This is a genomic window from Alkalibacterium thalassium, from assembly GCF_900101165.1.
GTDB lineage: Bacteria > Bacillota > Bacilli > Lactobacillales > Carnobacteriaceae_A > Alkalibacterium > Alkalibacterium indicireducens.
Map to the genome: position 1 here is coordinate 23,231 of NZ_FNFK01000013.1, position 21,865 is coordinate 45,095.

Below are 21,865 nucleotides of genomic sequence, written 5' to 3' on the forward strand. Positions count from 1 at the left end.
CGAGTTGGACGAAAGGTGTCGGGAGCATCCAACTGAGTTGTGATAGTGTCACCGAGTTGGACGAAAGAAGTTGGGAGCAGCCAACCGAGTTGCGACCGTGTCCTCGAGTTGGACCAAAGACTTCGATACTGCCCTAATGGAATAGAATTCCTTGAATAATAAAAGGAAGCCCGACACACGCCGGGCTTTTCATCTCTATGACAAAAGAAAAGAAGAGAGCCGAGGCTCTCTTCTATATCATTTTAAAAACATTAATTTTTTCTCTGCTGCTTGCCTGAGTTACGACGGCCTTTCGATTCAAAAGGACTCTGATTACGTCGTTTGTCCTTAGCAGACGGTGCAGGTAAAACTTGCTTCCTTTGTTTTGTCGTGACTTCTTCAGCCTGAATTTTTCTGCGGGAAGGCTTTTTACGTTCAACGACCTGTTTGTCGCCGTGCTTTTCTTTCATTTCTTTTTCCAGTTTTGGTTTGTAGTAAAGATTGGTCAGCAAGGACTGTCCGATTGCCACAAATCCACCAGCGAACCAGTATAGTGTTAAACCAGCTGGTCCGGTAATAGAAAACATCAGGATCATGATCGGGTTCATCAGCATCATTGAGCTGGACTGTTTGCGCTGCTCTTCAGGCATACCAGCCTGCATGATTCGAGTTTGTACATAGTAGACAGCTCCGGTCAGTAAAGCAAGAATGATACTGCGCTGTCCAAGCTCAATACCTAACCAAGTCGCGTTCTGGATCGATTCTGACATGCGGATAGCCTCGAACATTGCTGTAAATACAGGCATCTGAATCAGAAGTGGAAGACACCCGGACAAGCCGCCGAGCATATTGACATTGTTCTCACGATAAACTTCCATCAGTTCCTGTTGCAGTTCCTGTTTTTTCTGAGCATCATCTGTTTCTTTCATTTCAGCTTGAATCTCATCTGTTACAGGTTTGACAACGGCCATTTTTGTCTGCTGTTCCATAGACGTACGTTGCTGCTTAATTGAGAGTGGAAGTATAATGATACGAACGATAATGGTTATTGCAATAATTGACAAGCCGTAGTTTCCACCGAATAAATCTGCAAGAATTTCGATGAACGACTGAGTCGGCAGCACCAGATAATCATATAAAAATTGAGAAAAGCCACCAGTCGGGTTTCCAGCCTGATCGACTCTCATACATCCCGAAAGGAATAAGACGATCGACAGCATCCCACCGGATAACAGCCATCTTTTTGTTCTGTTTTTCAAATCAGTTCAATCCTTTAAAGTAAGTTAGTCACGTGGTCTTGATGTCTGACACGCTATTGAACACTATACAATAAAGGAAGCAAGAATTCAATTAGCTTGGGAAAAATTAGTTTTTTCTTCAACATTTTCGTCATAGGTGACTACAACTTTATCCACATTTGCCGAAGGACTTGGTCCTTTCCTTAGAGCTTCAACAAATCGGGACAGCTGTTCTGCGCTGCCCTGCGCCTCTACATAAACGGTCCCGTCAGATTCATTACGAACGATACCAGTAATGCCAAGTTCATCTGCAGCCTGCTTGGTGGTGAAACGGAAGCCGACTCCTTGTACACGACCGGAAATCTCTGCTCTCAATTTCTGTGTGTCTGTTCCTTCCAGAGGATCGTTTGTATAGATTATTTCTCCGCCGGACTTATTCCCTTTTCCTTTATTGAAAAATTCTTTAAATAGTGACCCCATAGTGCTTCCTCCTTATAATAGTCATGAATTACAGATCAGTTAATGTAATGACTCAGCTAACAGAAAATGTGCGATTCAAGTTGGATTACCTACCCTAACTATAGTTTACTTGTTAAGACAGAAAAAAATCAATGATTAGCCGTCAGCAATGCAGTCATAAATCTTAAACGTGACAAGTATAATGATCTTAAAGAGTGATCCCCTGAGACTCCTACCTTAGCCGGATGATTCATGCTATAATGACACAGATATGAAAGAAAGGAGAACGGGAATGGCACGAACGAAAAAACGAGGCAGACCAAAGAAAAAGACGCACAAGGTGGCACCTGAACTTACTGGATTTATTCTATTTTTCACTAGCCTGCTGGCGCTTGGGTCTTTTGGATTTGTCGGACGATTTATCACTAATGTGTTCAGATTATTTGTAGGAGAAACCTATGCCTTTATGGCCATAATTTTACTGGCTACCGGACTGTATCTGCTGCTGAAAGGCGAATGGCCAAGTTTCAAAGGTCCACGGACAAGAGGAGCAGCACTGCTCTACGTAGCCTGGCTTGTTTTTAATCACTCGAGATGGGTTCTGCCTGTCATTACTGATTCTACGAACAGTGTAACAGCTACCTGGCAGGCGATCTGGCCTCAGTTCACCAGCAACAGTATAGGTGGATCAGTCGGAGGCGGAATGATCGGCGCAGTATTCTTTGGAGCCAGCCATTTCTTATTTGCAATGGCGGGTACTTATATCATGATCGTTGCTCTAGTTTTTGTGGGGATCATGACATTCTTCCAGTTATCATACAGAAATCTTTTTGAACGAATTAGAAAAGGCTTGAGAGCATTGTTCAACGGATTGAAGAATAGTGTAGGATCAGCCGTTTCTCATGTAAGTGATAGCCGAAAAAAACGCAGGAAGAAACCGAAAACTGCCAGAAAACCTAAGAAGTCCAGACAGAAGAAGGAAGAAATTAAGGAACAGCATGATTTGACAGATCATGTTGAGGAAACTACTCCAGTCAACGAATCAGCTGCATCAGAACATGAACAGACTACCCTTGAAATTGAAGGCTATCAGGAGATACAGGAGAAACTCCAAAGTAAAAATACAGATTCTCAACCTCCTTCAGAACCAGAAGATGGACAAGACGACGGCCCGGTGGAGTTTGAAATTGGAGAAGAGGAAAATGAAGCTTACAAACTTCCTCCGGCTACCTTACTGAATCAGATCGAAGCAATCGATCAGTCTGACGAATACACGATCATTCAGAAAAACGTCAAGAAGCTGGAAGAGACCTTTGAAAGTTTCGGGGTGAAAGCTAAAGTTACTAAAGCCAACCTTGGTCCGGCAGTAACGAAATATGAGATACAGCCTGCAACGGGTGTGAAAGTAAGCAAAATTGTTGGGCTGTCAGACGACCTTGCGCTGGCACTTGCTGCGAAGGACATACGAATGGAGGCGCCGATTCCAGGAAAAGCGGTGATTGGTATTGAAGTTCCGAACTCTGAAGTCAGTACCGTATCGTTCAGAGACATTATAGAAGGACAGGTCAAGAATAAGGATAAACTCCTTGAAGTCCCATTAGGTAGGGATATAGCAGGAAATGTTGCTATGGCCGATCTGGCTAAAATGCCACACCTTCTGGTAGCTGGGGCAACGGGATCAGGTAAGTCGGTTGCAATCAACGGAGTAATTACGAGTCTCCTGCTTAAAGCTAAACCAAATGAACTTAAACTGATGATGATCGACCCGAAAATGGTTGAATTGAATGTCTATAATGGCATTCCGCATCTTCTGACACCGGTAGTGACGAATCCCAAAAAAGCTGCAGTTGCCCTTCAGAAAGTCGTTCAGGAAATGGAAAGACGATACGAATTATTTGCCGCAAGCGGGTCAAGAAACATGGAAGGCTACAATGCTTTTGTCAAACGTAAGAACGAAGAGAATAACGAAGGACTGCTGCCGCTGCCTTTTATCGTCGTGATCGTAGATGAGCTGGCAGACTTGATGATGGTGGCTTCCAATGAAGTTGAGGATTCAATTATCAGGTTGGCACAGATGGCACGAGCTGCAGGAATCCACATGATCCTGGCGACTCAGCGTCCGAGTGTGGACGTTATAACCGGTATAATCAAGGCAAATGTTCCGTCACGGATCGCTTTCGCCGTATCAAGTGGCACGGATTCCCGGACGATTCTTGACAGCAACGGAGCTGAGAAACTTCTGGGACGTGGAGACATGCTCTTTCAGCCAATGGGCGCCAATAAGGCGAACAGGGTACAGGGAGCCTTCATATCCGATGAGGAAGTCGAAGCTGTTGTAAGCTTCGTCAAGGACCAGCAGGAAGCGAATTATGTAGAAGAAATGATTCCAAAGGATGAGCCTCAAAAAAATACGGCTGACTCTGAAGATGATTTATATGACGAAGCTGTATCGCTTGTAATAGAAATGCAAACTGCAAGCATATCACTGCTTCAGCGAAGGTTTAGAATTGGATATAACAGAGCTGCACGTATGGTGGATGAAATGGAAATGAATGGAATCGTCGGTCCATCTGAAGGATCAAAACCTAGAGAAGTACTGGTATCAGGCGAACCCGCCGAAACACCTTCAGAAACTGCTGACCAGATAAGTTAAATGAAACCTCAATATGAAAGCATTTTAATTATATTAGACATCAAATTCTAACTTTCCTTTTTGTTACGGGAGTGTTACTATAACCTTGAAAGGAGAGAGTGTTAGCGGAATCATTTGACGTGCCTATTAAATTCAAATGAGAAGCAGGTGCTCTTTTCTAAGGTGTAAAAAATTTTTAGGGGGAAACAATTGTGACAATGCTTAAATTAAGAACATTGCTGGCTTTAGGTACATCTGCTTTCGTACTGGCTGCCTGCCAGGGTCAGGATGCTGGAGACACAACTGACACGATTCAGGATGATACTGAAGATACTGGTGAAGAAACTGCGGATAACGGAGAAGATACAGAAGATATCGACTTCCGAATCGCTATGATTACTGATGAAGGTGGAGTTGACGACCGTTCATTCAACCAGTCCGCTTGGGAAGGTATGAACCAATGGGCTGACAATCTTGGATTAAGCGATGATCACATTGCTTACTACCAGTCAAATGACTCCTCTGATTTTGTTCCTAACTTGAATCAGGCTAATGCTGATGGTTACGATATAATTTACGGAATCGGGTTTATGCTTCTTGACGCTGTCAACGATGTAGCTGATCAGAACCCTGACCAGTACTTCGGAATTGTCGATGAGATTTCTGATCGTGACAACGTTGTGTCTCTAACTTTCCGTGACCATGAAGCGGCATTCCTTGCAGGAGTGGCAGCTGCTCAGACAACTGAAACAGGACGCGTCGGATTCATCGGAGGAATCGCTTCTCCAGTTATCGACCGTTTCGAAACAGGATTTACTGAAGGAGTTGCTTACGTAGATGAGAGCATCGAAGTAGATGTACAATACGCTGAATCATTCTCAGACGCTGGTGTAGGACAACAGATCGCTGCTGGTATGTATGCAAATGGAGCAGATGTTATCTACCACGCTGCAGGAGCAGTTGGTAACGGTGTATTCACAGAAGCACGTAACCGTCTTGAATCAGATCCTGATTCTGAAATCTGGGTAATCGGTGTAGACCGTGACCAGGAAGAAGAAGGTAACTGGGATGGTGGAAACTTCACTCTGACATCAACACTTAAAGGTGTAGGTTCTGCAATCGAAATGTCTGCCAACCAGACAATTGAAGAAGGATTCCCAGGTGGAGAAAATATTGATTACGGTTTAGAAGAAGAAGCTGTTGACGTGACACGCGGAAACATGTCAGATGAGGCATGGGCTGCTGTTGAAGAGGCACGTCAGGCTATCCTTGATGGAGAAATCGAAGTAACTGAATTCTCTTATTCTGAATAACAGATAAACGATTTTTAAACGAACTTGAATAGGCACAAGTGAATAGGTAAAGCGCTAGTCAACAGGCTGGCGCTTTTTATCTTCATTTTCCTATTCGGATGGAAGAAGAATGTTAAGAGAATTATTACTATTTGCTTATGGCTGTGCAATTTACGACAGGCTGAATTTAAGGTAAAATAAATAACTGTTAAGATTAAATAAATGGAAGCAAAGGAGGGATCGGTTATGTCACAGACTAATAAAGTCATAGAAATGAAAGGCATTACAAAAGAGTTTGGAAATTTCAGAGCGAATGACAATATACATCTGGACCTGAATAAGGGGGAAATCCACGCTCTGCTCGGAGAAAATGGTGCCGGAAAATCTACATTGATGAATATATTGTCTGGGTTACTGGAACCGACAGAAGGTGAAATTTGGGTGAAGGGTAATAAAGTGAACATCTCCTCACCGGATATAGCGAATCAGCTGGGTATTGGAATGGTGCATCAGCACTTTATGCTTGTAGATAAGTTTACGGTTACTGAAAATATTATGCTGGGTAAAGAAAAACACAGGTTTGGATTTATGGATCAGGATTCTGCAGAAAAGGAAGTACAGGAACTTTCTGATCGCTACGGACTTCGTGTGGATCCTAGAGCACGCATATCTGACATTTCAGTAGGTATGCAGCAGCGTGCTGAGATTCTGAAAACTTTGTATCGTGGTGCTGATATACTTATTTTCGATGAACCGACCGGAGTGCTGACACCTCAGGAGATCGACGAACTCATGGAAATCATGGATTCTCTGGTCAAAGAAGGTAAGTCGATCATACTCATTACCCACAAACTTGATGAAATTAAGCAGGTAGCTGATCGTTGTACAGTTATTAGACGAGGAAAGAGTATAGATACAGTAGACGTAGCTACGACATCACAGCAGGAACTGGCGGATATGATGGTTGGACGTTCAGTATCTTTTAAAGTTGATAAAAAGCCTGCTTCACCGAAAGGACCTGTACTTGAAATTAAGAATCTGACGGTCAAAGAAGCTCGTGGGTATGATGCAGTTAAAGCCATCGATCTTGAAGTCAGGGCAGGTGAAGTGCTTGGGATTGCAGGAGTTGACGGAAATGGACAGTCCGAGCTTATACAGGCGATTACTGGACTGACTAAGGTCGAGTCCGGAACAATCAAACTGGACGGCAAGGATATCACAAACAAGAAACCACGTAAGATCACTGAGACTGGACTGGGACACATTCCGGAAGACAGACAACGTTATGGATTGGTTCTTCCAATGAAGCTGGAAGAGAATATGGCCCTTCAGACCTATTATCAGAAACCATTCAGCAAGCATGGATTCCTTAATCATAAAGAAATCAAAGAACATGCCAAGCGTCTGATCGAAGAATTTGACGTACGTACGCCAAGTGAAGAGCATTCAGCTGCTTCTCTTTCAGGAGGGAACCAGCAGAAAGCTATCATCGCACGTGAAATTTCCCGTGATCCTGCGCTGCTAATTGCAGCACAGCCGACTCGTGGACTCGACGTAGGAGCGATCGAGTATATTCACAAACGTCTGATCGAACAGCGTGATAACGGTAAAGGGGTTCTGCTCATGAGCTATGAACTGGACGAGGTCATGAATGTTTCTGACCGTATCGCTGTTATGTATGATGGAAATGTCATCGCCGTTGTCAATGCAGATGAAACTAATGAAAAAGAACTGGGTCTCTTGATGGCAGGTGTCTCACTAGAGAAGGCACATGAACAAGTGGCTGAGTCAAATGGAAAGGAGAAGGAGACCGTTGCTGACACAAAATAATAATCGGTTGAATAACTTAATGGTTCCGATCCTGTCCATCATTCTGGGATTTGTTTTTGGGGCATTATTGATGCTTTTATTCGGATATAATCCACTAACTGCTTATCAGGCTATGCTTGAGGGCGTATTTACAAATCCATATTTCTTCGGAGAGGCGTTGAGACAGGCTACCATTCTGACCTTTACTGGGCTTGGGTTTGCGATTGCGTTTCAAGCCGGATTCTTCAACATAGGGGTTGCAGGACAGCTGCTTGTCGGTTGGGTAAGTGCAATCTGGGTGGCATTGACCTTACCGGATCTTCCTAGAATTGTCCTGGTGACCTTAAGTCTTTTAGTAGGAATCGTTGCCGGAGCTATCTGGGCAGGTATCGCCGGAGCCTTACGTGCATATTTTGGAACAAGTGAAGTTGTCGTGACAATCATGCTTAACTACACAGCCCTCCACGTAACGAACTATCTGATCAGAAATGTTCTTTCTACAGGAAATACAACTGAACGTGTAGGTGAAAGCGCAAGCCTGCGCATAGACTGGCTGACAAACTTGACAGCCGGATCTCGTCTGAATGTCGGATTCTTTATCGCTATCATAGTCGTTGCCCTTTACTGGGTATTCATGACGCAGACAACTGCCGGATTTGAAGTGAGAGCTGTTGGTCTGAATCCACATGCATCAAGCTATGCCGGAATGAGCGCAGCTAAGAACATTATTTTATCCATGGTCCTCAGTGGGGCACTTGCTGGACTAGGTGGAGCTATTCACGGTCTGGGAACTTTCGGAAACATCTTTACACAAAGTGGACTTCCTCACGTCGGCTTCAACGGAATAGCCGTAGCACTTCTGGGACTGGGTAATCCAGTCGGTATTTTCTTCTCATCCATTCTCTTCGGAGTACTGGATGTCGGAGCTGGTTTCCTGCCAAACCGTGCGGGTGTTCCGGATGAAATGGCAAGTATCGTTATTGCCGCGATTATATTCTTTGTAGGGGCTAACTACCTGATCCGTCTGATCATGGGTAAACTGCAGTCAAATAAACAAGCGACAGAAGGAGGAGAATAGGCATGGACATTATACAGCTACTGCAACTTATTGTATCCAGTTCTTTAATGTTTGCCGCTCCCTTGATTTTAACAGCACTTGGAGGGACCTTCTCTGAGCGTGGTGGAGTAGTAAACATCGGACTTGAGGGCATCATGGTTATGGGTGCTTTCATGTCAGCTATTTTTAACATTCAATTTTTCGGTACTTTCGGTAATATGACTCCTTGGGTCGGACTTCTAGCCGGCGGGGTCATTGGTCTTCTATTCTCAATTCTTCATGCTGTAGCGACGATCAACTTGAGAGCAGATCATATCGTTTCAGGTACAGTAATCAATCTGGCTGCTCCCGCACTTGCGGTCTTCCTGACTCGTGCCATTTTCGGTGCAGCTCAGACCGGTCCGCTTCCAAGAGCATTCGGTCGATCAAACATCTTCCTGTTGCACCGTATTCCAGTTATCGGGCCGATCTTTTTCCGTAACACTTCCGGACCGGCCTATCTTGGAATCATCATTGCAGTGATTGCATGGTTCATCTTATTCAAGACTCGTTTCGGACTTCGTCTACGTTCTGTAGGTGAACACCCGCACGCAGCTGAAACACTGGGGATCAAAGTGTACACTATGAAATATGCCGGCGTACTGATTTCCGGTTTCTTAGGCGGAATGGGTGGAGCAATTCAGGCACAGGCGATTCATAATGAATTTGGTATCTTGACTGTTGCCGGTCAAGGATTTATCGCGATGGCAGCTATGATTTTCGGTAAGTGGAATCCACTTGGAGCTATGGGAGCAGCTATATTCTTCGGTTTTGCTCAAAGCCTGGCTCGTATCGGAAACCATATTCCAATTATTCAGGATATTTCTAATATCTGGCTGCAAGTTCTTCCGTACCTTCTGACAATCCTAGTTCTTGTTGGGGTTATCGGACGCGCAGAAGCACCCGCAGCAATTGGTAAAACATATATTAAATCTAAATAACCGGTTAAACGGCAGAAGCCCGGAATCTTCAGGTTACATACTGAGGATTCCGGGCTTTTATTATTTCTTTTCAATTGCCAGTAGGAAGGGCGGCGAGTTTTTCTGATTGATGAAAGCATACTGCAGCACGTCATAGGACTTCTGCGGAAGGGATTGAGCAAAGGACAGGACCGCTTCTTTCTCTTCAGCACCACCCTCATGGCCGTAGTAGACCATGATCAGGATAAGACCACCCGGTTTTAAAAGCGGCAGCACTTTACTCAGTGATTCAATCGTTGTATCAGGAGAAGTGATGATCGATTTGTCTCCTTTTGGTAGATAACCGAGATTGTAGACAGCTGCTGCAATCGAAGAATCTTTTATTGAAAATGAATCGACTAGTTCATGACCGGCTTCTATCAATTGAACACGCTGATTTAGGTCAGCCTCATTCAATCTATTTTGGGTAGCGGAAATGGCATCCCTCTGTATATCAAACCCGATTACCGTGCCTTCAGGGCCGACAATATCCGCCAGCAGAAGTGTATCGTTGCCGTTACCAACTGTGGCATCAATGACAATGTCTCCATCTTCAACCGACTGGTAGAGTAAGGCGTGAGTGAATTTTAGCGCTGATTGTAACATGAAACAAACCTCCATAAGTATAAATTCTAACGAATGATCTAGGATCACTCTATACAAAAATTCTTTTCTGATCGTTGATGTAAGCAACTTTTACAGTATATTACAATAGTATAACAAAGTAAAAATTGTCATAGATATTATTTCTCTTCTGTCCGACTAAATGTATAATATAGGGACAATAACTTTTTCCAAAAAGAGGAGGAAATTTAATGACAAAACACAACTCACTGCCTCTTGCCCCTGAAAATATAAAGGGGATCAGAAAATCAGTTGCATTTTCATCAAGTATATTAGCAGGCGTCGTAGCCCTAGGTTCCTTAACACAATCAGTTGAAGCACAGGAAATCGATAAGGATCAGGCTTTTCTTCAAAATCTATATGAACAGTATACAGCTTTAGAGCTTTCAAATGAAGAATCTTCCCAATCTTCTTTAGAACAGGACGATGAGTCAGATAATGACTCTTCAGAAGCAACACCCGTATCAGACGAAGAAACAGATTACATAAAGGCCCAGCTGACAAAAATGATTGAACTGGCTGGAGGAGAAAGTGTTCTGGAACAATTGAATTCAGAACATTTGACTACTGAGCAGCTGGACTCGATTTTCAATGCACTGATCGAAAAGCAGCTGAATGACATTCAGGATAGTGAAGAGACAGTGTATGAGAATGAGACTGTCATAAGTGAAGCGGTTTCTTTAGCTGCGGAAACCGTACCAGAAAGCGATGACTCGGTGGCTGACACAGCAGAAGAGCCAGCACTGCTGACTTCTGCAGCTGTAGATGATTCAACTGAACAGGATGAAGAACCAGCTGAAACTACTGAAGAAGCAGGTGGAAAACTTGCTGCTGAGGATTTATCTGAAAGTAGCGTTCAGGACCAGGATACCGAGTCTCCGGCTGAAACTGTAGCAGAAGAGGCGGAAGTAGAAAATCCGGGATTAGAGACTCCAGTAACTGACACACCAGAACCAGAGGCTTCTAAAACCGAAACACCAAAAACTGAAGCACCGAAGACTGATTCAAAAGAAACAGCTCCTGCACCTAAAGTCGAGGAACCAAAAGCAGCAGCACCTAAAACCGAAACGAAGCAGGCCACTCCTGCACCTGAAAAAGCGATCGTATATGTCGTCAAGTCCGGCGACACGCTGAACCGTATTGCTCAGACATATAATACGACAACTGCTAAGCTCGCCGGTCTTAATAATCTGACTAACATCAACCTTCTGTCTGTGGGACAAGTTCTAGCCATCAATGAAGCAGGGGTTACCCAGGCGAAGAACAGTCAGCCGTCAAATTCATCTAATCCTGGGAACCTGCATCAGGCAAACACGCCTGCAGCATTTATCAATCAGATTGCTGGATTTGCTCAGGAGATTGCATCTAAAAACGGATTGTATGCGTCTGTCATGATAGCCCAGGCCAGTCTTGAATCAGGCTTTGGACGAAGCAGCCTGTCTGCACCGCCGAACCACAATCTATTTGGAATCAAAGGAAGCTACAACGGTCAGTCAGTAGCCATGCAGACGAGAGAATATTATGCACATACTGGATGGATCACGATAACCGATTACTTCAAAAAGTATCCGGGTTATGAAGAATCACTGCAGGACAATGCACGTCTTCTAAGAAACGGAACGAGCTGGAATCCAGAGTTCTATTCCGGCACATGGGTCGAAAGAACAAACAGCTATCGTGATGCAACGGCATGGCTGCAGGGAAGGTATGCAACGGATCCGACTTATGCGAATAAGTTGAACAATCTGATCCAGCTTTATGATCTGACACGATTTGATGTACCAGTCGCTGAAGGCAACAGACCTACGCCTGTACCATCCAATCCGGCTCCGTCTAATCCTTCAAATCAATTTAAGGAAACCACGACTTATTCTGTCGTTAGAGGAGATACGTTAAGTAAAATCGCACGTGACTTTAAAACGACGGTTCAGGCTCTGAAGACAGCGAATAATCTGAGCAGTGACTTGATTTTCGTGAATCAGAAACTGACCGTGCCTAAACTTGAAACAGCGCAACCTGCGCCAGAACAGCCAAAAGAAGAAGCGAAACCAGATACCTCCAAGCCTGAAGACTCCGTTAACCAGGGTGAAACATCAGCTCCTGATGCGAGCAGACCGGAAACTGGAAGTGGAATCTATACGGTTGTAAGGGGAGATACCTTAACCAAGATTGCCCGAGAATTCAGTACGACAGTTCAGGCGATCAGAGAAGCAAATAATTTAAGTGGAGATCTGATTTTCATCAATCAGCCTTTGACGATACCGGGTAAAGCAGCAGAAACTGTACCAGTGACTCCGCCGGTCAGCCAGCCTGATACTCAGAGCAAGTCTGTTACGGTCCAAAGAGGAGACACGCTGTCTCAACTGGCCCGTACACATAATACAACTGTCGCTGCTTTGAAATCTACAAACAAGCTCCAGTCAGATACCATTTATGTCGGTCAGGTTCTGCTTGTACCAGGAACATCTGGACAGGGAGAAAGCACTGTACCTTCACCGAGTCCGGATGCTGCGGTTCCCGAAAAAGGTACTACATCATATACGGTCCAATCTGGAGATACACTATCAGGAATAGCCAGAACGTACAAGACAACTGTCGCTCAGCTAAGAACGTTGAATAAGCTGAACAGTGATCTGATCAGAATAGGTCAGCAGCTGCTGGTTCCATCTGATGATACACCGACTGTGCCCGCACCTCAGCAGCCTGAGAAACCGACTGCCGCGACTACTTATACAGTCGTAAGCGGTGATACATTGAGTAGAATCGCAAGAGATCACCAGACGACTGTCTCACGCCTGATGTCTGATAACAAGCTGTCCAGTGACCGTATTTTTGTCGGCCAGCGACTGACTGTCAACGGGACTGCTCAGGATCAGAACACTCGTCCAGAGAACCAGACCAGTCCATCACCTGCTGTAAGTGACTATGTCGTCAAGGCAGGAGATACGTTAAGTCAGATTGCCCGCACACACGGCACTACGGTGAGTGCTCTGAGCCAGCTTAACAGTCTGACTGATACTAACCGTCTGTCAGTTGGTCAGGTCCTCAAGGTAAGTGGCACACAGCAGTCACAATCTGTGACTCAGACGCCTGCTGCATCTGTTCAGGATAATGATAAGACAGTCAGCGCAATTTATACGGTAAAATCGGGAGATACCTTAAGTGGCATTGCCCGTCAGTTCAAGACGACCGTTGCTCAGTTAAGAGAATGGAATGCGATTGAAAACGCAGACCGCCTATCTGTCGGTCAGAAACTGACGATTAAAGGCTCAACTGATTCTACTGCACCAAGTGCACCTGCGCCAACCTCGCCTGCTGGAAATCAGAATCAGGGAGTCACGTACACGGTAAAAGCTGGAGATACACTCTCACACATTGCCCGAGAGTTCCAGACCACAGTGACTCAGTTACGTGAGCTGAACAATCTGACTAATGCGGACCGCATCTTTGTCGGCCAGACCTTGCGTACAGGAGGCTCAACTTCTGTCAGCACGCCGACAGCTCCGACACCGGCGCCAGCAAATAATCAGTCTAGACCTAATGACCGCTTCTATGTGATCAAGTCAGGTGACACCCTTTCAGCTATAGCGAGAGCTCAGAACGTGACGATCAGTCAGCTGAGAGAGTGGAACAACCTAACGAGTGACATTATTTTCGTTGGTCAGACATTAGTTGTGCGCAGTGAGCAGACAAGCGAGACGGCTCCTCAGCCGACTCAGTCAGTCCATATTGTTTCTGCTGGAGAAACATTGTCTCATATTGCAAGAGAGTATAAGCTGACTGTACGGGAACTGAAAGAAATGAACAATCTAAGTACAGATTTGATTTTCGTTAACCAGAAATTGCTCACAGTTAAATAACAAAAAACCATTTTACAGGAGACATTGCAGCCTGTGAAATGGTTTTTTGTGCCTTGATTATCAGTTATGAGTAAAGAATAGGAAGAGAAACATAATGACCATTAGACGAATTAGAAGAACCAAGCAGGCAAACGTACCAGGACTGAGAAAAACAGGACGGAACACGATGCAGGTCGTTGTTGGAACGGATGTAGAATTCGTAGCTAAGGAAATGTAAAAATTAAAATAAGATTGCGCATTCCCTGAGCCTTTGGTAGAATAAGTGAAAAGATAAGAAAAACAATGCAAAGGAGTAGTAAGTGTCTCTTTCTTCCAGAGAGTGTATGGGTGGTGAAAATACACAGAAAGACAGCTGAACTCGCCTGACAAGTTGCCTCGGGGAATCAAGTACCCGCTGCCGTTTTCCGCGTTAAGGACTGGAGGCTGTTTTACTTCATGTAAAACAGTAAACATAGGTGGTACCGCGATCATTAACGCCCTATGAGTAACAGCTCGTCTGTTATTCATAGGGCATTTTTTAATTTAAAGGAGAGAATTGTATGTCATTCAACCATCAGACGATCGAACAGAAGTGGCAGGATAGCTGGGAAAAGAACCAGACGTTCAGAACCACTGAAGATAAGAACAAGGATAACTTTTATGCACTTGATATGTTTCCTTACCCATCAGGTCAGGGGCTTCATGTCGGGCATCCAGAAGGGTACACGGCAACAGATATTATTTCACGAATGAAGCGTGCGCAAGGCTTCAATGTGCTTCATCCGATGGGATGGGATGCCTTCGGTCTTCCGGCTGAGCAGTATGCACTGGATACCGGAAATGATCCGGCAGAGTTTACTGAACAGAACATTCAGACTTTCAAGCGTCAGATCAAGTCGCTTGGTTTCAGTTATGACTGGGACCGTGAAATCAACACGACAGATCCTGACTACTATAAATGGACGCAATGGATTTTTACGAAGCTTTATGAAAAAGACTTGGCTTATGAAGCGGAAGTCCCTGTCAACTGGTGCCCGGCACTTGGTACCGTTCTGGCAAATGAGGAAGTCATTGACGGAAAATCCGAACGTGGAGGACATCCAGTCTACCGTAAACCGATGAAGCAGTGGATGCTTAAGATTACGGCATACGCAGATCGTCTGCTGGACGATCTGGAAGAAGTGGACTGGCCAGAACACATCAAGGACATGCAGCGTAACTGGATCGGCAAGTCTGAAGGAGCTGAAATTACATTCGGCATCAAAGATTCTGCTGAATCGTTCACTGTCTTCACAACTCGTCCGGATACGATTTACGGAGCGACCTATGCTGTACTTGCACCGGAATCAGATCTGGTCGACAAGATCACCTCAGCTGAACAGAAAGAAGCAGTCGATGCTTACCGCACTGAGGCAAACAAGAAATCTGACCTTGAGCGTACGGATCTGAATAAAAATAAAACGGGTGTCTTTACAGGAGCTTATGCAGTCAACCCTGTAACCAACGAGGAGATGCCGATCTGGATCGCTGACTATGTCCTGGCTTCATACGGTACTGGGGCAATCATGGCTGTTCCTGCTCATGATGAACGTGATTATGAATTTGCTAAGAAATACGATCTGACGATTCGTCCAGTCATTAAAGGCGGAGATACAGACAAGGAAGCCTATACGGGTGACGGTGAGCATATCAACTCTGGTATTCTGAACGGCCTGAATCAGGAAGAGGCAACAGAGACCATCATCACTTACTTGGAAGATAACAATATCGGTGAATCTAAGACAACTTATCGTCTGAGAGACTGGCTGTTCGCCCGCCAGCGTTACTGGGGTGAACCGATTCCTGTCATTCACTGGGAAGATGGCACGACAACCACAGTGCCTGAAGAAGAGCTTCCGGTAACTTTGCCTAAAACGGATGAAATCAGACCATCCGGTACGGGTGAATCACCGTTGGCCGTCATTGAAGATTGGGTCAATGTAGTAGACGAAAAAACAGGTATGAAAGGGAAAAGAGATACGAACACGATGCCGCAGTGGGCAGGAAGCTCGTGGTATTTCCTTCGTTTCATCGATCCAAAGAACCCGGACCAGCTGGCAGATCCTGAAAAACTGAAACAGTGGCTGCCTGTCGATCTTTATATCGGTGGAGCGGAACACGCAGTACTTCACCTGCTTTATGCTCGCTTCTGGCACAAATTCCTTTATGATTTAGGTCTGGTTCCGACAAAAGAGCCATTCCAGAAACTTTACAACCAGGGAATGATCCTGGGAGAAAACAATGAGAAAATGTCCAAGTCAAAAGGGAATGTTGTCAATCCTGACGTCGTAGTGGAAGAATACGGTGCAGATACATTGCGTCTATATGAAATGTTCATGGGACCTCTGGATGCAGCGATCGCCTGGAGTGAAGACGGACTGGAAGGCGCACGTAAGTTCCTGGACCGTGTCTGGCGCCTATTCATCGATGAAGATGGAAAAGTCAGAGACCGCATCACCACTTATGACGACAAATCTCTAGAGGTTGTCTTCCATCAGACTGTGAAGAAAGTGACGGAAGATTATGAGAATCTGCAGTTCAATACAGGAATTTCCCAGTTGATGGTTTTCATCAATGCCGCATATAAAGCAGAAGGTCTGCCGCTTGACTATGTCAAAGGATTCATCAAGATGCTGGCACCGATCGCACCTCACGTCTCGGAAGAACTTTGGGCGAAAGTGACCGGAGCATCGGAAAGTATTTCCTATGAAGAGTGGCCGTCATATGATGAAACTAAACTGGTTACGGATGAAGTAACGGTCGTTTTCCAGATCAACGGAAAGGTTCGTTCAAAAGCACAAGTGTCGAAATCGATAACGAAAGACGCGCTTGAAGAACTGGCGCTTGCAGACAGCAGAATCCAGGAGATGCTGGAAGGACAGACCGTACGAAAGGTTATAGTTGTCCCAGGGAAACTAGTCAACATCGTAGCTAATTAATAGTCAAGGGATAAGAGGGAAGGGAGGGTCCTTCCCTTTTTCTCTGTAAAATAAAGTGAGGAAAGCTTATGCAAAAATCATCCGACCTGAAAACTCCAACAAAAAATGACCTGAAAAAATTTACTCAACTGATCTGGTCAACGAACATCTCAAAAGGGCTCATTGCAATCGGACTCGCAGGCAGCCTGCTGACGACCTTTACACAACTGATGATTCCACTCGCCACTCAGCAGTTCATAGATGGCATCGAATTCGACCAGTTTGGACCGTGGCTGGCTGCTCTGATTGTAGGTATCTTCATTTTTCAGGTTATTTTCAATGGGTTTTCAAATTATGTGCTGCACAAGATCGGTCAACGGGTAGTGGCCAGTCTGCGTTCTTTTTTATGGAATAAAGTGATCAAGCTACCCGTTTCCTATTTTGATCAGTATGCATCAGGAGAAGTGGTCAGTCGGATCACGAATGATACAACGATCGTCCAGAATCTGATCTCGTCCTTTTTCCCGCAGTTCATCAACGGGATTTTGTCACTGTTTGGTATTTTTATTATCTTGGTACTCATGGACTGGCAGATGACTTTGGTCATGTTGACGGCAGTTCCACTTGCACTGATGCTGACGCGGCCTCTAGGCAAGAAAATAGCTAAAGTATCCACAGAGATGCAGGATGAGACGGCCTCGTTTTCCGGAAAGATCCAGCAAACGATCGCTGAAATCAGACTGATGAAATCCTCAACAGCTGAAAGCTATGAACAGTCAAAAGGTAAGAAGGACATTGAAAAACTTTACACCATCGGATTAAAAGAAGGTAAATACATGGCCATCATCGGTCCGCTTATCTATACGCTTATGATGGGGGTCATGGTGTTCGTCATCGGTTACGGAGGTGTACGCGTAGCCAGAGGACAGATGACTACGGGTCAGCTGGTAGCATTTCTGCTTTATCTGTTCCAAATCATTTTTCCGATTATCACCTTCATGAACTTCTTCATGCAGATGCAGAAAGCTGCCGGTGCAACAGATCGCATCTCATCTATTTTAGAAGAAAAAGAGGAAGCTGAAGAACAGGGAGAAGACAGATCCATTGCCGACCTGCCTATTATTTTTGATCAGGTCAGCTTTTCCTATGAACCTGAGAAAGAAGTGCTCAAGTCCATTTCCTTTGAAGCACTTCCGGGAGAAAAGGTTGCGTTTGCTGGTCCAAGTGGTGGAGGAAAATCAACACTGTTTGCACTCCTGGAGCGGTTCTACACACCAGACAGTGGAGAGATTCTAGCAGGAGAGGAGTTTATAGAGACAATCTCGCTCAGTTCATGGCGCAGTCAGATCGGTTACGTTTCTCAGGAAAATGCGATGATGTCTGGAACCATCCGTTCCAATGTCTGTTACGGGCTGCCGAATGCCGACAGCATATCCGACGAGCGCTTATGGGAAGTACTTGAAATGGCTTATACTAAAGAATTTGTGGAGGAGTTTCCGGGCAAGCTTGATGAACCGGTTGGCGAACGAGGTCTGAAATTGTCAGGCGGACAGAGACAGCGGATCAATATTGCCCGTGCCTTTTTAAGGGATCCTAATATCCTGATGATGGATGAGGCTACAGCCAGCCTGGACAGTCAGTCTGAGGAAAAAGTATCTAGTGCATTGAAGAATCTGATGGTAGGTCGGACCACTTTCGTCATTGCCCACCGCTTGAGTACGATAGTAGACGCAGACAAGATTCTGTTCATAGAACAGGGGCGTTTGACTGGTATAGGCAGGCACGAGGAACTGATTAAGACGCATCCACTTTATAGATCCTTTGCTCATCAGCAGCTGGCAGATGAATGATGTGACAGTTTGACGAAAATCAGATGAAAAAGATTATTCTTTCGCTCAAAAGATTGCGCGGAAACACTTAAAGCAGTAAAATAGAGTCTGTTAGAAAGGAGCACTTCGCTCCTTTTTTCTATGAAAAGCGATAGTTAAAATGAATCCAGCGCACACAGGAGTGACAGCCAGCTGGTATCGAGTGAAAAGAGGGTTCTAGAATGAGTTCTGAAGCAACAAAAGGATTAACTAAAGAAATGTCTCATGACGAAAGAATGATAAGCGGAACTGCCTGGATGACTGCCGGAAGCATGATTTCCCGTATATTGGGTGCCTTGTATATCATTCCATGGTATGCCTGGATGGGTGGACAGGGTCCGGGAGATGCAGCCAATGCATTGTACCAGATGGGTTATACGCCTTATGGGTTCTTTCTTGCCCTGGCGACGGCTGGCGTACCGAGTGCCATATCCAAACAGGTGAGTTACTACAATGCTTTAGGGGAGTATGAGGTTTCAAAGGCCATATATAAACAGGGTCTCAAAATCATGGCCATCACTGGAGTCGTTTCAGCTCTGGTCATGTTTGTAATCGCACCGCTGCTTGCTGAAGCCAGCCCATCAGCCAGCGCATCTGAAGCCGTTCTGGTCATGCGCTCACTGACTCCGGCTTTACTCATCATTCCTGCTCAGAGTGTCACACGCGGATTTATACAAGGACATAATACGATGAAGCCGTCTGCAGTGTCTCAAATACTAGAACAGCTGACGCGAATCATTTTCCTCCTGTCAACTGTGTATGTCATCAGAGAGGTCAATTCCGGTGAAGTGGTGACAGCCGTTGCATTCTCTACCTTTGCAGCGTTTGTGGGAGCAATTTTTTCACTAGGTTATCTAGGATTTGTGCTCAAACGCATGAACACAGCCTTCAACTATGAGCCTAAAGAAAGCAAAGGCGAGGTATCAGTCTCACCGAACGAGCTGATCATAAATATTATTAAAACGTCGATTCCATTCATCATCATTGCGACTGGAATCATCGTCTTTCAAATCGTCGACCAGGTCACATACGGCCCGCTCATGTCTGCCTTTTCAAATATGAGCGAAAGCATGATCGAACAGACTTACGGAATCACTCAGGCCAATGCACATAAACTGATCATGGTACTCACTTCTTTCGGTACGGCCATGTCGATCGCTTCAGTTCCTCTTATCAGTGATCTGATTGCGAAAAACAATATGAATGAAGTGCGCAGACAATTTTCAAAAGGAATCCAGCTTCTGCTGTTTGCCATGTTCCCTGCAGCAATTGGTATGGTTGTCGTCGCTGAACCGTTGTACACCATTTTCTACGGCAACAATGCTCTCGGAACTGGCATCACACAAGTGTCAGCTGTGATGAGTATATTTGTTGCACTATATGCGGTGCTGGGGAATATGCTTCAGGCTGCCAACCTGACTCGTCCGGCTATCAAAGCTTTGATGATCGGACTGGTAGTAAAAATCGTCACCCAGGTTCTTTTCGTATCATGGCTCGGTCCATACGGCATGCTGCTTTCATCTATCGCCGGTTTTGGGATAAGCTGCTGGCTGATGATGCGTATCATGCATGAACACACACACTATTCCGCAAGCAGACTGTTCAGACGTTCCCTTTTGATCCTGATTTTATCTGGTGCTATGGGAGTTGGAACACTTATTGTAAAATGGGGACTAGGATTCTTCCTGAATTATGAAATAAAAATGCACTCGTTTATTGCGCTGACAATAATAGCAGTAGTCGGGATCCTTATTTATGGTTATCTTGTGCTGAAAACGAGACTAGCTGACCGACTGATCGGTGCTAAAGCTGAACGTGCACGAGCTAAATTTAGAATGAAATAGAATACTCTTTGCACACTCAAGAGTTTATGAAATAACGAAAGGAGAGCATATGAGACTTGATAAACTGCTGGCCCACAGTGGCTTAGGCACACGAAAAGAAGTAAAGAAACTGTTAAAAACCAAAATAGTCGAGGTCAATGAAAAAACCGTGACGGACCCGAAGACTCATGTCGATCCTGATACGGACAAAGTAACGGTCGGTGGAGAAAAACTGGATTATCAGGAGTTTGTCTACTTTATGATGAACAAGCCTCAAGGCGTTATCAGTGCGACTGAAGACCTGATGCATGAAACCGTGCTTGATCTTCTGGAGATGCAGGACAGTCTGCAGGAGCCTCATCCGGTCGGTCGTCTGGACATCGACACAGAAGGGCTGCTGATACTGACAAACGACGGCAAGCTGACGCATCGACTGCTTTCACCGAAGCATCATGTAGACAAGCGGTATTATGCAGAAATAGACGGCATAGTCACTGAGGAGGATATCGTTCAGTTTAAAGAAGGTGTAACTCTGGATGACGATTATGAGACACTTCCTGCCGATCTGGAAATTCTGTCAACAGATGAGGAAGCTGGAACGTCAGTCATTGAACTGGTTATTCGAGAAGGTAAGTTCCACCAGGTCAAGCGCATGATACAGGCAGTCGGGAAAGAAGTGACCTACCTGAAACGCCTTGAAATGGGGCCAATCAAACTCGATGACACACTTGAACTTGGTGCTTACAGAGAACTGACGTCAGAAGAAATCGACTTATTGAAGAAAGCGTAAATATAAAAGAGGTGCCCTTGAGTCCGTCCAACTAATGCTGGAAACTTGGATTTAAGGGCATCTTTTTATGTATTATTGTCCGATCGAAGGAAATCAATCTGTTGGATTACTTAAATTGTCTAAAGTTTGGCATACTCAGATGCCTTTATTATGTGAGCATATCGAAGTGTAGGAGGGTGTAGCTAATTCAATGGTAAAGATGACTATATCTAAGTTTAACGTAATTTCGAAAGAAGTCTCCCACTTCTAAACGTATGGGTGCGAAGCACTAGTGAAAGTGGGAGATGAATGTCGGTCAAGCGATAGCTTGAATTTATTTTTCAAGACCTTTTCTTATTAGTTCGAGGATAGCTGCTGTTCTTGTCGGCAGTCCATTTTCTTTTTGATAGGCGTCTACTTTTTCTAAAATGATTTTTGGCATGCGTATTTCTACGCGTTCTTTGTCAGACATATGTTCACCTCCGACTTGATTGTACGCTGTTTTTACGGTATAATCAAGT

General features: G+C 44.8%; 15 protein-coding genes and 1 other annotated feature. Of the genes, 11 read left to right on the forward strand and 4 right to left on the reverse strand.

Features of this window, described 5'->3' with window-relative positions; all coding sequences use genetic code 11:
* Positions 1–251: 251 nt before the first annotated feature.
* Both yidC and BLR76_RS04715 read right to left on the reverse strand, forming a co-directional pair.
* Positions 252–1,238: a membrane protein insertase YidC gene (gene yidC / locus BLR76_RS04710; protein WP_176759612.1), complete on the reverse strand. Its 987-nt coding sequence runs from the start codon at positions 1,236–1,238 to the stop codon at positions 252–254.
* An 87-nt stretch (positions 1,239–1,325) separates the two neighbouring features.
* Entirely contained in the window at positions 1,326–1,697 is a 372-nt protein-coding gene (locus BLR76_RS04715; RefSeq protein ID WP_091266108.1) for an acylphosphatase, read from the reverse strand.
* Positions 1,698–1,968: 271 nt separating this feature from the next.
* Here BLR76_RS04715 and BLR76_RS04720 point away from each other — a divergent pair, with 271 nt between their 5' ends.
* The 5 genes from BLR76_RS04720 to BLR76_RS04740 all read left to right on the forward strand — a co-directional run bounded on the left by BLR76_RS04720 (position 1,969) and on the right by BLR76_RS04740 (position 9,446).
* Entirely contained in the window at positions 1,969–4,329 is a 2,361-nt protein-coding gene (locus BLR76_RS04720) for a DNA translocase FtsK (RefSeq protein WP_091266110.1), read from the forward strand.
* Between the two features lie 197 nt (positions 4,330–4,526).
* A complete protein-coding gene (locus BLR76_RS04725; protein WP_091266143.1) occupies positions 4,527–5,621 on the forward strand; it encodes a BMP family lipoprotein in 1,095 nt (364 codons plus the stop codon).
* 225 nt (positions 5,622–5,846) lie between these two features.
* Positions 5,847–7,430 carry an ABC transporter ATP-binding protein gene (locus BLR76_RS04730; RefSeq protein WP_091266113.1) on the forward strand — a complete coding sequence of 528 codons (1,584 nt, stop codon included), beginning with the start codon at positions 5,847–5,849 and terminating at the stop codon, positions 7,428–7,430.
* Positions 7,417–8,487, forward strand: coding sequence for an ABC transporter permease (locus BLR76_RS04735; RefSeq protein ID WP_425425698.1), 1,071 nt, complete (start codon positions 7,417–7,419; stop codon positions 8,485–8,487). Before BLR76_RS04730 ends, BLR76_RS04735 begins: the two co-directional genes overlap by 14 nt.
* A 2-nt stretch (positions 8,488–8,489) precedes the next feature.
* Positions 8,490–9,446, forward strand: a complete 957-nt coding sequence (locus BLR76_RS04740; protein ID WP_091266116.1) for an ABC transporter permease — start codon at positions 8,490–8,492, stop codon at positions 9,444–9,446.
* Positions 9,447–9,506: 60 nt separating this feature from the next.
* Here the strand turns inward: BLR76_RS04740 and mnmM are convergent, their stop codons facing one another.
* A complete protein-coding gene (mnmM, locus tag BLR76_RS04745; protein WP_342706582.1) occupies positions 9,507–10,157 on the reverse strand; it encodes a tRNA 5-(aminomethyl)-2-thiouridylate-methyltransferase MnmM in 651 nt (216 codons plus the stop codon).
* Between the two features lie 122 nt (positions 10,158–10,279).
* Between mnmM and BLR76_RS04750 the strand changes: the two genes are divergently transcribed.
* The 6 genes from BLR76_RS04750 (at position 10,280) to BLR76_RS04770 (ending at position 21,365) form a co-directional block, all read left to right on the forward strand.
* Complete coding sequence (locus tag BLR76_RS04750) at positions 10,280–13,948, forward strand: LysM peptidoglycan-binding domain-containing protein (RefSeq protein WP_091266119.1); 3,669 nt, start codon at positions 10,280–10,282, stop codon at positions 13,946–13,948.
* A gap of 94 nt (positions 13,949–14,042) precedes the next feature.
* Positions 14,043–14,165 (forward strand): hypothetical protein, encoded by a 123-nt coding sequence (locus tag BLR76_RS12345; protein ID WP_281241335.1) that lies wholly within the window; start codon positions 14,043–14,045, stop codon positions 14,163–14,165.
* 56 nt (positions 14,166–14,221) lie between these two features.
* Positions 14,222–14,432 (forward strand) — a binding site (T-box leader).
* 55 nt (positions 14,433–14,487) lie between these two features.
* Complete coding sequence (gene leuS / locus BLR76_RS04755) at positions 14,488–16,905, forward strand: leucine--tRNA ligase (protein WP_091266120.1); 2,418 nt, start codon at positions 14,488–14,490, stop codon at positions 16,903–16,905.
* Between the two features lie 68 nt (positions 16,906–16,973).
* Entirely contained in the window at positions 16,974–18,734 is a 1,761-nt protein-coding gene (locus tag BLR76_RS04760) for an ABC transporter ATP-binding protein (protein WP_091266122.1), read from the forward strand.
* A 200-nt stretch (positions 18,735–18,934) separates the two neighbouring features.
* A complete protein-coding gene (locus BLR76_RS04765; protein WP_091266125.1) occupies positions 18,935–20,596 on the forward strand; it encodes a putative polysaccharide biosynthesis protein in 1,662 nt (553 codons plus the stop codon).
* Between the two features lie 49 nt (positions 20,597–20,645).
* Entirely contained in the window at positions 20,646–21,365 is a 720-nt protein-coding gene (locus tag BLR76_RS04770) for a pseudouridine synthase (protein WP_091266128.1), read from the forward strand.
* 313 nt (positions 21,366–21,678) lie between these two features.
* Here BLR76_RS04770 and BLR76_RS11770 read toward each other — a convergent pair.
* On the reverse strand, positions 21,679–21,865 hold a 187-nt coding region (locus tag BLR76_RS11770; RefSeq protein ID WP_245683036.1), incomplete at its 5' end, for a ribbon-helix-helix domain-containing protein.

What these genes read in the sequence shown, in the direction of transcription:
- BLR76_RS04760 (WP_091266122.1), top strand. Translation starts at nt 16,974, where the DNA reads ATGCAAAAATCATCCGACCTGAAAACTCCAACAAAAAATGACCTGAAA.
- BLR76_RS04725 (WP_091266143.1), top strand. Translation starts at nt 4,527, where the DNA reads ATGCTTAAATTAAGAACATTGCTGGCTTTAGGTACATCTGCTTTCGTA.
- leuS (WP_091266120.1), top strand. Translation starts at nt 14,488, where the DNA reads ATGTCATTCAACCATCAGACGATCGAACAGAAGTGGCAGGATAGCTGG.
- BLR76_RS12345 (WP_281241335.1), top strand. Translation starts at nt 14,043, where the DNA reads ATGACCATTAGACGAATTAGAAGAACCAAGCAGGCAAACGTACCAGGA.
- BLR76_RS04750 (WP_091266119.1), top strand. Translation starts at nt 10,280, where the DNA reads ATGACAAAACACAACTCACTGCCTCTTGCCCCTGAAAATATAAAGGGG.
- BLR76_RS04765 (WP_091266125.1), top strand. Translation starts at nt 18,935, where the DNA reads ATGAGTTCTGAAGCAACAAAAGGATTAACTAAAGAAATGTCTCATGAC.
- BLR76_RS04720 (WP_091266110.1), top strand. Translation starts at nt 1,969, where the DNA reads ATGGCACGAACGAAAAAACGAGGCAGACCAAAGAAAAAGACGCACAAG.
- BLR76_RS04715 (WP_091266108.1), bottom strand. Translation starts at nt 1,697, where the DNA reads ATGGGGTCACTATTTAAAGAATTTTTCAATAAAGGAAAAGGGAATAAG.
- BLR76_RS04770 (WP_091266128.1), top strand. Translation starts at nt 20,646, where the DNA reads ATGAGACTTGATAAACTGCTGGCCCACAGTGGCTTAGGCACACGAAAA.
- BLR76_RS04730 (WP_091266113.1), top strand. Translation starts at nt 5,847, where the DNA reads ATGTCACAGACTAATAAAGTCATAGAAATGAAAGGCATTACAAAAGAG.
- BLR76_RS04740 (WP_091266116.1), top strand. Translation starts at nt 8,490, where the DNA reads ATGGACATTATACAGCTACTGCAACTTATTGTATCCAGTTCTTTAATG.